Origin of the sequence: Bremerella sp. TYQ1 (genome assembly GCF_020150455.1) — a bacterium.
Classification (GTDB): domain Bacteria; phylum Planctomycetota; class Planctomycetia; order Pirellulales; family Pirellulaceae; genus Bremerella; species Bremerella volcania_A.
In genome coordinates this window covers 3,717,106-3,729,594 of the sequence record NZ_CP083740.1, presented here as the reverse complement: position 1 = coordinate 3,729,594, position 12,489 = coordinate 3,717,106, and the positions used below count along the sequence as shown (strand labels likewise).

At 51.7% G+C, this 12,489-nt stretch carries 11 protein-coding genes and 1 tRNA gene; 8 read left to right on the top strand and 4 right to left on the bottom strand.

The window, feature by feature from the left end:
- Nucleotides 1-9 precede the first annotated feature (9 nt).
- Nucleotides 10-1,053 (bottom strand): aldose epimerase family protein, encoded by a 1,044-nt coding sequence (locus LA756_RS14815; RefSeq protein WP_224435495.1) that lies wholly within the window; start codon nt 1,051-1,053, stop codon nt 10-12.
- 379 nt (nt 1,054-1,432) lie between these two features.
- Here LA756_RS14815 and LA756_RS14810 point away from each other — a divergent pair, with 379 nt between their 5' ends.
- From LA756_RS14810 to LA756_RS14790, 5 genes are all read left to right on the top strand, one after another.
- Nucleotides 1,433-1,987 (top strand): RNA polymerase sigma factor, encoded by a 555-nt coding sequence (locus LA756_RS14810; RefSeq protein ID WP_224435494.1) that lies wholly within the window; start codon nt 1,433-1,435, stop codon nt 1,985-1,987.
- 13 nt (nt 1,988-2,000) lie between these two features.
- Nucleotides 2,001-2,711: a hypothetical protein gene (locus LA756_RS14805; protein WP_224435493.1), complete on the top strand. Its 711-nt coding sequence runs from the start codon at nt 2,001-2,003 to the stop codon at nt 2,709-2,711.
- Nucleotides 2,712-2,794: 83 nt separating this feature from the next.
- Entirely contained in the window at nt 2,795-3,748 is a 954-nt protein-coding gene (locus tag LA756_RS14800; RefSeq protein WP_224435492.1) for a PDZ domain-containing protein, read from the top strand.
- A gap of 152 nt (nt 3,749-3,900) precedes the next feature.
- A complete protein-coding gene (locus LA756_RS14795; RefSeq protein ID WP_224435491.1) occupies nt 3,901-5,829 on the top strand; it encodes a sigma-54-dependent Fis family transcriptional regulator in 1,929 nt (642 codons plus the stop codon).
- 187 nt (nt 5,830-6,016) lie between these two features.
- Nucleotides 6,017-6,089, top strand: a tRNA-Lys gene (locus LA756_RS14790).
- 11 nt (nt 6,090-6,100) lie between these two features.
- On the opposite strand, the gene LA756_RS14785 is transcribed toward LA756_RS14790, so the two are convergent.
- From LA756_RS14785 to LA756_RS27350, 3 genes are all read right to left on the bottom strand, one after another.
- Complete coding sequence (locus LA756_RS14785; protein WP_224435490.1) at nt 6,101-7,285, bottom strand: site-specific integrase; 1,185 nt, start codon at nt 7,283-7,285, stop codon at nt 6,101-6,103.
- A 372-nt stretch (nt 7,286-7,657) separates the two neighbouring features.
- Entirely contained in the window at nt 7,658-8,227 is a 570-nt protein-coding gene (locus tag LA756_RS14780) for a hypothetical protein (protein WP_224435489.1), read from the bottom strand.
- 101 nt (nt 8,228-8,328) lie between these two features.
- Nucleotides 8,329-8,547 (bottom strand): helix-turn-helix domain-containing protein, encoded by a 219-nt coding sequence (locus LA756_RS27350; RefSeq protein WP_224435488.1) that lies wholly within the window; start codon nt 8,545-8,547, stop codon nt 8,329-8,331.
- Between the two features lie 425 nt (nt 8,548-8,972).
- On the opposite strand from LA756_RS27350, the gene LA756_RS14770 reads away from it, so the two are divergent.
- The 3 genes from LA756_RS14770 (at nt 8,973) to LA756_RS14760 (ending at nt 12,482) form a co-directional block, all read left to right on the top strand.
- Complete coding sequence (locus LA756_RS14770) at nt 8,973-10,238, top strand: hypothetical protein (RefSeq protein WP_224435487.1); 1,266 nt, start codon at nt 8,973-8,975, stop codon at nt 10,236-10,238.
- 167 nt (nt 10,239-10,405) lie between these two features.
- On the top strand, nt 10,406-11,458 hold the full coding sequence (locus LA756_RS14765) for a hypothetical protein (protein WP_224435486.1): 1,053 nt from the start codon (nt 10,406-10,408) through the stop codon (nt 11,456-11,458).
- 364 nt (nt 11,459-11,822) lie between these two features.
- Nucleotides 11,823-12,482, top strand: a complete 660-nt coding sequence (locus tag LA756_RS14760) for a hypothetical protein (RefSeq protein WP_224435485.1) — start codon at nt 11,823-11,825, stop codon at nt 12,480-12,482.
- Nucleotides 12,483-12,489: the final 7 nt, after the last annotated feature.

Sequence of the window (12,489 nt, the reverse complement as noted above, 5' to 3'; positions counted from 1 at the left end):
TCGAATGATTTACTTTTCGACGGAGAACTTATGCACGGTCGTTTCGTGGAACGTTTCGCCTGGCTTGAGCGTTGCCGATGGGAAGTTGGGCTGGTTCGGCGTGTCGGGGAAGTGCTGCGTTTCAAGGCAGAACGCTTCGTGCTGATTCAAGCCGGCGTTTCCTGCGGTGCCGTCCAGGAAGTTACCGCTATAGAACTGAATGCCTGGCTGCGTGGTCCAAACTTCCATCACGCGACCAGAGGTAGGTTCTTTGACGGTCGCTGCAAGGGCCAGGTTGTCGGTGTCGTCGCTCAGGACGTAGCAGTGGTCGTAGCCGACAGGATCGCCGCCGGTCTTCTGGATATCTTCGCCGATCGTCTTGAACGAGGTGAAATCCATAGGAGTGCCTTTGACCGATTCCAACTCGCCGGTTGGGATCAGCGTCTCGTCGACCGGCAGGTACTTGTCCGCTTCAAGCTTGAGCGAGTGCTTGTAGTTCTTGCCGCTCTTCGCACCAGCCAGGTTCCAGTAGTTGTGATTGGTCAGGTTCAAGACGGTTGGGGCGTCGGTGGTCGCCGTGTAGTCCATCACCAACTGGTTGTCGGGCGTCAGGGTATATTTGACGGTGACTTTAAGATTGCCAGGGTAGCCTTCTTCGCCATCCTTGCTGGTGTAATCGAACTGAACGCCGACGGCGTCTTCGGTTTCGATCTTCTTGGCAGCCCAGATCACTTTGTCGAACCCTTTTTCGCCGCCATGCAGCGAGTTCGGTCCGTTGTTGGTGGCCAGGGTGTACTCTTTGCCATCCAGCGTGAATTTGCCTTTGGCGACACGATTGGCATAGCGGCCGACGGTTGCCCCGAAGTAAGGCGTTCCGCCGAGGTAGCTTTCCAGGTTGTCGAAGCCGACGTTGATATTGGCCGACTCACCATTTTTGTCAGGCGCGGAAAGACTGGTCATGATGGCGCCGTAGTTAATCAGCTCCATCACGATGCCGTTGCCATTATCGACCGTATACTTGGCAATCACGGTTCCGTCCGGCATTTTGCCGAATTCGCTTGCGGTCACATTCATGGGGGTGTCACTTCCTTTTGCTGCAGGCTCCGCGGCGTTCAGGCCAGAAGCACTCAATACAATCGCCGCAAGGCATAATGCGGCAGGGGCTAAGCAGCGTTTCATCATCGGGACTCCAAGCATTTGGGGCTAGTAGACTGACGACAAGTGTTGCCGTCTGGGGAAAAGCAAAGGTGACGTGCATTGAGAAACATTATCTGGCTGGAATTTGCGGAAGTCTAGCGTTTGCCGGGCTTTACGGAGTAAACCAAGTCGGTTTTTCGCACGTAGAAGTAGCGTTTGAGTTTGATTGCACAGCCATCTGAGATATTTTGCGAAAATTTCCGCGATTCCACCGCAAGGTTTTCGCCCCAGCGGTAACTAACCCTCTGAATACAGGATGAACCCCATCGAGTTGCCAGGAGACAACGTGAAGCCGGAGCCCGCACAACTGCTACAGCAGCACGAGCGATGGCTGAGGACCGCGCTGTTTGCACGATTACGCAGCGTGATGGAGGTTGACGATGTGATGCAGGAGACGGTCACCGCGGCGCTGGAAAACTGGCAGCAGATAAGGGACCCCAGCGCCGTGGGACCGTGGCTCTACAAGATTGCCATCCGTCAGGCACTCTTGTACCGCCGCAAGCAGGGCCGAATCCGCAAGTTGCACGAAGAGGCCGAAAAGAACGTTCCGCCGAAAAGCAACGCTGAAGCAAACCCTTTGGATTGGCTGCTCGCGGAAGAACGCAACGAGATGGTTCGCAAAGCCTTGAACGAATTACCAAGACGTGATGCGGAGATCCTACTGCTCAAATATACCGAGCATTGGAGCTACCGCGAGATCGGCGAACGACTGGGCATTAGTACCAGCGCCGTCGAAGCCAGACTTCATCGGGCTCGCCAAAGAATGCGAGACCGGTTAGTGGCCCGCGAGATCGTCTCGTCGGGTACCTGAGTGAAACAGAACTATGAACGATTCATCCGACAACATTGACGATCGCCAGCTCGACCGACTCGTCGACGGCGAACTTACCTCGGACGAGTATCGCGAGCTGCTTGCCGAGTTAGAACAAACCCCAAATGGTTGGCGACGTTGTGCCCACGCGTTCCTCGAGTCACAAGCGCTGGGGCAATCTCTGCCGTTGGTGATGCAGACCGCTCCGTCTAGCCCCCAGACAGAGTTGGCACCAACGGTAGAGAAGTCGTCCAACACGCAGGCCGCTTCGTTTTATCGAATGGAGAAGCTTGCCGCGATGGCTGCTTCCGTAGCGGTCGCGTTTGGCATGGGATGGTTTATTTCCGACATGGGAAGCGGCACTCCAGCGATGCCTGGGCCAGCCCCTGGACATGTCACCAATGCCGGCAACCCACCGCTTCCGCCTGATGGACCTCGGCATGAAGTCCAGAAGCCTCAGTTTGTCTACGTCAATCAATGGGACGGACAAAAGGGGAGCGGCATGCCGATCCCGATTGATCCGACGAAACAATATAACCCGGAAGAGAAATGGGATCCGGCTTGGGGGATGAACCCTCAGCAGATGCAGCGGCTGAAAGATGCCGGGCACCAACTGCAGACGCAAAACCGGTTGATCCCTGTTTCGATGGACAACGGCGAGAAAGTCGTCGTCCCGGTACAAGACGTTATCGTCTACGAGAAACCCAATCTTCCGTATCACTAATTCACTTACTGCCCCACGGGCACCAGCACGAAAACTTTTTCACGATTCATTTAAGCCCCCACACATTGAGAAGGAGTGAAAGAATGAAGGTCAGACATTGGTTCATGGCCGCGCTTTTGACGATGGGTGTCGTCGCCGTTCCGATGATGCAGGTTGCATCGGCCGACGAAGCCGCCCAGCAGGAAGTCAAAGCCGAGTCCAAGGACGAAAAGCCGGCCGAGAAGAAGTACTGGCTTGGCGTGCAATTGGCACCCACGCCTGAAATCTTGGTCAAGCATGTCGAGCGTCTGAAGGATGGCGGCGCCATGGTCGCCGGCGTGGCCCCAGAAAGCCCTGCCGAAAAAGCAGGATTCAAAGCCGGCGATCACATTCTGAAAGTCAATGAAGTAACCGTTACCGCTCCGGAACAAGTCGTCGACGTCGTTCGCGATAGCAATGGTCAGGCGATGAACGTCCGAGTCCTCCGCGGTTTGGAAATCGAATCGCTCGCCGTTCAGCCGGAAGAAGCTCCAGCCGAGGCAGCTCCCCAAGTGCAGTCGATACGACGCGTTCCAACAATGCCTGGCCAACCGGGAGCTCACTTCCGTTTCTTCGGCCCTGGACAAGTCGTTCCTCCGCAATTTCGAGTTGGCCTGGCCGGAGAAGACCTGCCGCAGAATCTGATGATTCGTGTTGAAAAGCAGGGCGACGGACCTACGAAGCTGCACATCGAACGGGACGGCAAGTCTTGGGACGTAACCGAAGACAACGTCGACGAGCTTCCTGAGGACCTGCAAGGCGTTGCCAAGCGTTACCTCGAAGGGGGCGGCAATGGCAATATCATCATCAGTGGTAAAGACGTTCCTCTCATCGAACTGCAAGAGATGATGAAAGGGATGGATCCGAACATGATGCCAGGCAATGGCCAATTCGAGCAACGGATGCAGCAGGAAATGCAGCAGATGCATGAAATGATCCGCAATATGCACGAGCGAATGGAACGCATTCAAGTCGCTCCGCCTGCCGCTGAAAAGCCCGCCGCAGAGAACGAAGTGTAAAGCACACGAAGAACTGCTGATTTATCCTGGTCCTACCTCTTAAGCCAGGAGACGACAGGCCGCCGGACCGCAATCGTGGACCGGCGGCTTTTTTTGTATAACGAAGGCAACGTTCTCCGCGAAACGATCACGCCCAGTTGCCGACGCCCCTTATGAATCGAACCGATCACGATCCTTTTCAGCTTTTAGGCGAGGCGATTCAAGAGAATCCGCGGCTCGCGACGATGCTCACGCAACTTTGGCGACAGCTCGACAATTCGAAAAGCTTACCGCAACTGCTTAGTGGAATTTGCCAGTCACTGGTTCAGTCGTTTCCCAAGTCTTCGGCCCAGTTTCTGCAGCAGCAAACCTCTGGTAACTGGAAGCAGATTGCTTCGGCTGGGACGATACGCGAGCCCAGCCTCTCGCAGATCGAGACTTGGGTCCAGGGAGATGTTTCGCCTGGCAATCCGGCCGCGTTAACGTTGCCGATGGAGAACGAGCCAAATCGATTACTCGTACTCGAAGGCATTGCGGCCATGCCGATGACGTCGCTGCAAGCCATCGCCCAAGTCGCTCGATTTGCCGTGAAGCGATTCATTGAAGCCAAAAACAAAAACGATCGCGCGACACGTCTCAAAGCAATGCTGTCGATGGTCGAACGTTGGCATCAAACTGACGACCTGGTCTCGCTGCTCAATCAAATGGCCGAGTGTTCGACCGAGTTCTTTGATGCCGAACGAGCGAGCATCTTTCTATGGGATAAGCCCAAGAGGCAGCTTATCGGTCGGCCAGCATTGGGCGTCGAAGATGGCAAGCTGGTGGTGCCGGATGATAAAGGAGTTGTCGGTGCGGTTGTGCAGTCAGGCGAACCGCGACGCGTTGACGATATGCTCGCCCACGAGGTGAATCGCGAGATTGATAAGAAGCTTGAATTTCATACTCGCAGCTTGTTGTGCGTACCGCTTCTCGATCGCAGGGGCAAAGTGTTTGGCGTCTTCGAGTTGATCAACAAGCGAGAGGGGAACTTCACGACCAAGGACGAGCAAGGCCTAACCGAAGTTGCCGTACACGCCGCGGCAGTGATCGAAAGTTCGCAGCAAATTGCCCAGCTGATGGAAAGCCGCGATCGAATTGCTCAAGCTCAAGCCTCCGAGATCGAACTGATCGGCGAGTCGCCGGCGATGATGCAGCTGCGGAAGAATATCGATCGCATAGCCGCCACGAAGTTGCCTGTGCTGGTGCTCGGCGAGAATGGTAGCGGTAAGGAAGTGGTCAGTCGCATGATCCACTTTCAAAGCGATCGGCGTGGCCAGCCGTTGGTGGCCGTGAACTGTGCGGCGCTGCCAGATACGTTGCTGGAAAGCGAGCTGTTCGGGCACGAAAAAGGAGCGTTCACCGGCGCTCATGAAACGAAAGCAGGTAAGTTCGAGTTGGCTTCTGGCGGAACGTTGTTTCTCGACGAGATCGGCGACATGAGTCTGCCTGGCCAGGCCAAACTTCTCCGCGTGCTGGAAGAGCACGTCGTAACGCGCCTCGGGGGACAAAGCGATATTGAAATCGACGTACGAATCATCGCCGCGACCAATCAAGACTTGCCGAAGCTGGTCAAGAAGAACAAGTTCCGCCAGGATCTTTTCTATCGCTTAGATGTGGTTTCGTTGGTATTGCCGCCGCTGCGTGATCGCGGGAACGATATTTTGATTTTGGCCGAGCAGTTTCTCGAACGGTTCTCGAGAAAGGCACATCGTGAGAAGCCGATGCTATCGACCGATGCCAAGAGCCGACTGCTAGAGCACATGTGGCCAGGCAACATTCGGGAGCTGCGCAACACGATGGAACGTGTCGCGTTTCTTTGCGATCGCGAAATTGTCACTGCCGAACTGCTTCCGCTAGAAACGCTGTCTGGTCCGCAGGTTCACCAGGTATCGGCTCAGCTCGATTTATCGGCGGCGACTGACCGCTTTCAGGCCGATTTCATCAGCTATCACCTCGACCGAACCGGCGGCAACATGGCCCAGGCAGCCAAGAATATGGGGCTCCACCGATCGAATCTGCACCGCAAAATGAAGCAGCTCGGGCTGATCGAAGAAAAAGAATAAGGCCCTAAGTTCGGGCGAAACGGCAGTTGCCGGTTTACCGTACCGAAAATCTTAAAGCCGCCCCTTCACCACAGCCGAGAAAAGCGTTAAAGTATGCGTTTCGCCCCCGGAATCCGATTCCCACAGGGCAAAACCGAAGGATTTCGGCCGAACCTCAAGTTCCCCGAACACCTCCTTTAACAAACAAGCTCCCTTAGCTCAATTGGCAGAGCAACTGACTCTTAATCAGTAGGTTGTTGGTTCGATTCCAACAGGGAGCACTCAGAAGCCCTTAGCTGACAACAGCTTGGGGTTTTTCTTTTGCGCTACCCGATTCAGAATTCGGGCTACTGTCCAGAGAAGTGTCCATTCTTGCGGCATTCCAGATGGCATCGGCAACACTTTCAGCCTGTTGGCCGACGTAGAAATTCATAGTCGTCTGAATATTCTCGTGTCGCATTAGCGTTTGGAGAATTGCCGGCATAACTCGCTTCGACCAACGAACGCCAAACGTTCGTCGCAGGTCGTGAGCACTCGCATATTTAATCTTGCCGGATTCGTCCTTTACTTTGATGCCGGCTTTCTCGCCGATGTCCGAAATTCGTTTCCCGATGGCGTAAGGGCAGATCATTGGTTTGCCGGCTTTATTTTGAAGCGGAAAAACCTTCCCATTTCGATTGGCTTCGGGAATGGAAAAAAGGAGTTCAGCAAAATCCGGTGTTATCGGCAACATGCGGTCTTTGAATCCCTTCTCCGCACTTGCCGGAATTAACATCATGGGGCGTTTGCCTTCCAGGCAAATAATCAGGCCTTCGTCCCCATCCCATGACAATTCCAAGGCTTCACTAATGCGAAGTCCGGAAAGCCACAGTCCACGAAGCAAATGCGTGAAGCTACCGCTACCTTTTCCGCATACATCGTTGGCCTTGGAAATCATTCGGTCGAATTCTTCGCCCGTAATTGGCCGCCCCTTCATCATTGACTGCCCCTTAATTCGTTTGGGCATTTTGATTTTTGGGGCCTCAGGAATTAACGATAGGTCTGCGGCCCAGCGTAAAGCTGATTTGATGTGACGAAGATAGGCGGCAATCGTTGCTTCGGCCAATTTCTCTTCTCGCAATTTAGCCTGGAAATCTGCCAGGACATTTGCGGAAACGTCTCGCAGTCGTTTCGGATCGATGATTCGTTCCAACGCTGCAAATGCACCGCGATAAGCCTTTTGCGATTTTTCAGCCAGTCCTGAGCAGTGGTCTCGCTCAAAACGTTCCGTGAATTCCTCCCAGGTAATTTTTGAAGGGGCTTTGTATTTCCCATTTTTTAGATCGGCTTCCCAGATGCCGGCGAATCTCTCCGCTTCCTTTTGGTCTGCCGTCTTCGTGGATCTGGCCACTTGTTTTCCGCTCAGAGGGTCAACATAGTAGGCCATCAAAAAACGGCGATCTGTCTTCTTGGTGACAAATACTTTGATTTCTTCCATTCACAATTCCTTATTGCCAGGTCAGTTTCACCTTAAGTCAATCCCTTGGTGACCCGAAGCCAGGGGACGCTTCACCTAAAGATTAAGGCCGCTTGGTGCCTTGCTCTTGCAATCCTTTCTGTAAGTCGCTGCCGTTGATAAAGCCTTTACGGCCCACGTAGTAAATGTAATTTCCAAGGCCGCGTTTTCTTGCGGCGAGCCAAGCTGCCTTTGATGGGAACCAACAGGCTCTTACTCTTTCGATTGGGTAGACCACATCGTGCTTAATTGCCGGTGGCACTGCCCGATTTTGTGTTGTTGGATTTTCAGAGGGGGATTTTCTATTTCTCATTTTTGAGGGCTCAGTTGCGATTTTATTCGTTGAATTTCGGGCTAGCTACGTCTGTTGGTGAATTTGCTCTGGAATAGGCGGAAGGGGTGTTCTTCCGACTTGGGTGGCGAGCCTCGTAGAAATTCATTGAATTCAAAATCAGCCCGAATTGGCTTACATTTGTCAGCCAATTTTCGATCGCCCATTCTTTCGCTCGAATTCGCGCTAAAAGGGCTATTTTCAGGGGAAATGTTCGCAGCAAGTTTCAAGGAACCGTTAATTAAATTGTTGCCGCCTTTTGCGAATCCATGCGGTCTTTTGCGAAGTACTGCGACCTTGTCGATATTCGCTCGTTGCCCTGAATTTCGACCGTGAGTGAATTTCCAATTCTCGGAATTTGTTAAGCGAGTGGGCTGTTTATCGATTTCCCTAAGTGGAAACAATTTGGCAAGGAAAACGTGCCATCGGTGGGGCGGTAAAACTGGCCAATATTCGCTTCTGGTTACTCGCTCTTGATAGGCAAGCGAAGATTTAAATGGGCTGACCCCGCATGGCCGAATTAACCAATTGCCTTTTCGTTGCTTGTCGCTGAAGGATTTTCTGAGCTTCTGTTGGTCGATGTTTATTTTCATCTTACTTGTGAATTAATGAGCAATTGCTTGCTACCGGGGAGTCTGTGGAATTGTTTTCAGGGCACACGCTGAGTCCCCTGAGATGACTTGAAAAACTTGAATTAATGGGAGTCCGAATTTCTTCCCGTCATTCGAGCGTTAATCCACTTTCGTAAGGCCGTTCTGGAATACATGACCCTGCGACGAATTCGGACGAACGGGATTTCTCCTTCGTTGGTTAATGCCCACAGCGTTCTAGGTGAGACTGAGAGCAGTTCTGCGGCCTTGGTGGCACTGATGAGTAATGGGTCGTTATTTGGTGGATCAATCGTTTTCGGCATGTTCATCTCCGGGGGAAGACTTCGTAGGCATGGGCGGTTGGAGCATTCGTATTGAACGCGTCCCTATACTTATTCATCGGAACGAGTGGCTTGCGTTTGCGCCGGAAAACAGACCTCTTTGCGAGTCAATACGCGTCCAGACGGCCAAATGACACTGGTTTTTACGGGGAATCACAACGATTGACGTGATTCGTGCCCATCTAATTTTTGGGGTATAAAAGTTGCCCGGCTCTCTAAGAGATAGAGCGATTCACACGTATTTCAGAAGGTGGCGTTTGACTATAATCGCGTGATGCCGTGGGCCTTCGTGCCTACGGCTGACAATTCGGTTTAGCTTTGCAGACCCCGATAAATCGCCAAATCTTTCGCTGAGTGTCTGCGGGCGTACACCCCCACAAATCCTTGTGGGGCGTGGCGCTCGCATAGTGTCCACTCAGCAGGCTTTGGCGAGCCTTTCGGGGGATTACGTGTGGGCGTCCCCCCTCCTTTTAATAAGCGCCCACACTTCTCCGGCAAAGCTGGCCATCTGCCAACAACCTTTGCCGGAGAAGATGATGAGCAATAATTCACTCAGCCCGAAAAAGACCGTCTTGGCGGTCGTCCTTGCCGTTCTGGCAGTCCCGTTTTTTAGTTGCTGCGTTTGTGCCCCGATGGTCGCGATTTTTATTCCTTCCGAATTGGCGGAAGCGGACCAGATGTGGAAGGACGGTCGAAAAACGGAAGCAGTAGCGATTTACGCGGAAAATATTGAAAGCGGAATCGGTGTATCGAATGAGACGATGTTGGAACGGCTAGTCACCTTTTATTTCGAGCAGGGGGACAAGGAACGGGCCAAACAGTATCGACGCATAGCCATCGAAAATGGAACTGACCTAGCTCTTAGCCCTGATTCTCTCCGTGCGGCCTACGAGCGAGAGAAGATGGCCTACGAAGAAGCAGAGAAACGGCAAATTGCAGCCAAGCAGGCTCAGGATGAAAAGGAAAAGCAGGAAGCGGTTCAGAAGGCTCAGGAAAATAAGCGGAGGCTTGCTGAGAAAAACAAAACCGACCTAGAGCGAGCGAACGATTTTTGGGCCGAAGGAAAGCGAGCTGAGGCCGTGAGAATTTATTCGGTGGAAATTACCCGAAGGAAGCCGGCGGAAATTCCAGAGGTTTTTGAACGGCTAATTATTTACTCCCACGAATTACGCAACGGGGAGCAGGCAAGGAAATTTGCTCAAATGGCAGGGCGAGCGAATTTAAAGTTGAAATTCGATTCAGAGACGCTGCAAACCTATTACGATGCCGAGTCAGCCCCCAATCGCCTTCGGGCCGAACTGGAAAAGCAATTTAAGGATCAGGGGCTCTCCGTTGAAATCAACGACCACGCATTAATGCCAGAGAAGAAAGTGATTTTGGTGCGTTTTGATCTCAGCGACAATTTAACGAACAGCATGATTAAATTCGGGGCAAAATCCGACGTCGCTAATATTCTGAGGGCAGTTGGCGAATCGCGGATTAATTGTGCCGAGACGACCGTTTTCGGTTCTTTCCCACTCACGGATAAATTCGGTAGTTCCCAAAAAGAAGTCGTCGTGAAGGCGTCCTACAGTGGCGAAACGATTAAGCGTATCGACTGGTCGGGATTTCTTTTAGACAACGTCTACGAAATTGCAGAGAACGTTTGGATGCATCCGGCATTTCGAGACTAAGCCTTCTAAAGTTGGGGCCTTAGAACGATCCGCTTTCACTTTAGATCCTCTAAGTAGAAATAGTTTCCATTGTTGCGGGCGCACTTTTGGGGAAATATACTCCTGTAATATTGGGGGGCGTCGTTCTTATCCCTAGCATCATAGACCAGCAAGTAAGTTTGGGGACAATGTCTAAACTCTTTTCAGGCCTGTACGAGATCGTCGAGCACCAGTGTAAATACGACCACATTCAGGCCCTTCTCAGAGAGTACAAAGAGCATAGTAAGAAGCACTTTTCGGAAATTCGTTACTCGGGGACGAAGCCCGAAATCGTAAAAAATCTCAGGCGAGTCGTATCAGCGGGGCTGATTCCGAAGCAAAGGGTTTACGACCTTATTCAGAGCAGCGAGGAAAATGGGCATCAGCACATTTTCTATTTCCGCCCAAGCGATCAACTCCTCGAAACGATTCGAAAAGGCGACGAAATCGCACAAGCGCTATTTGAGGACCAATGGGGCGAGGACTTTTTCCCTCGTTTTGATCGTTTTGAGGATTCGCTGTCATGGTCCGATTTTAGAATAGGCCTTCCCGGCAAACCCAAGGATTGGGTTGCAAAAGTCTATGGTCACCAGAAGGTAAATAGGGTGACAAAGCGAGAAATAAAGGACGAAACGGCTACTTCCTTCACGGAAGTCGTCAATTATGTTCGGAAGGATTTCTCCTATATTTTGATGGCTCGCTGGAATGATCCTGATTTGCTGGAGGTGCGTATTGATCAGGAGGGGTTATTAAAGTCGGGAATGTTAGAAACTCGCCTCGGGGACATTTTGTCCCTGTTAGGAAAAGCGATTCCAGCCGATCAAATTGAGCCAGCCGCTCTCACGAATGTGGTCCACAATTTGCTTGAAAAGCGTACAGAGAACAAGTCACAATACATTATTGGAACTGCAAGGCTACATGACGCGAGCCGGGGGATCATCGATTTTTACCCCGATCATGACGATGAGGAAATCGATACCGATCCTGGGCGAGCTGAAGCGTTAAATAACCTGCTAGCAGCGAAAGCGCGAGCTCGTAAAATGGGAATTAAGTGGAAGCAAATCGAAGGTTCCGAGCATATCTTGCCCGGCGATTTGCCGACAGTTATTACCGGTGAGCACTTAAATCAGTTGGTGATCTCAAGTAAGACCACGGCAGCAGCAATCGATTATGTCACGAATCAACTTCGACAAAATTCGTGAAAAGAATCCGCGTCTTGCGGAGACTTATAATCGGATTGAGAACTGGCTCGATTCGCATCCGGCAGCGTCGTATGTAGAGCCACGCCGGCTGTCTCACGACTTTCCTGAACTAAACATCTCAGAGCTTTCTGAAGCTCTATATGTGCTCACGATTGATTCGGGCGTTAAATTGGCGTTTAAAGTTAAGCAGCCAAACGGGGCCTTCTTGCCTTACGTCTTTGACGACGCTAGCGACATTCCGGATTCGTTGCCCGATCGTTTACACGAGCATTTTTTCGAGGTTGGACCAGACGATATCTTTCCAATCTTCTACTTCGTGCATGATGACGAAAGTCACTCGCGGATGGCAGAAGGGGGATGAAAAATGCCGTCTGAAGAGGGTGTTGGCTGCGACAAGCAAGCGGTTATAGATGCTTTTCACGAGATTGCTTGCCTTGAAATCACCAGTCAGCGTCACGCCCTTTCAGAGTGGTACAAATTTGCGAATGAGAAGTGTGGTGAGCTGAAGTCGATTTGGTTAATTATCTACCAAACCGCCTCTGGTAGGTTAGATGCAGAGCATCGTATTCGAGAATCAGACTCTGTAGTTCAATGGGTTAGCAACGTAAATATTCAGGTGAATGTCATGGCAGAAGATAATAGCGTAAATGTAAATACTGGTGGTGGGGATGCTACGAACATTTTCGGTGCCAATTCACAATTCTCGAATACCCAGATTCAGGCACTGAAACAAATACAAGAATCCAGCAACATCGATCCGGAATTGGTGTCACAGTTCAAAGAAGCAATCGGTGCCTTGAACGCAGAAGACGAGCTTGACGAAATAGAAAAAGATTACGCCGTGAAGCAGCTTGGGAAGCTTCGTGACGAATTGGACAAACCCAAAGATGAAGTCGACGCTTCTAGCGTTAAAGTTGCTTGGGGAAAAGTTTGGGGAGCAGTAGAAGGAACGGCTAAAGCTGCTATCGCTATTCATGCCATCGCCCAAATGGTTTCTGCCTTTTACGGAATTCCATTGTTTTAACGCCGCG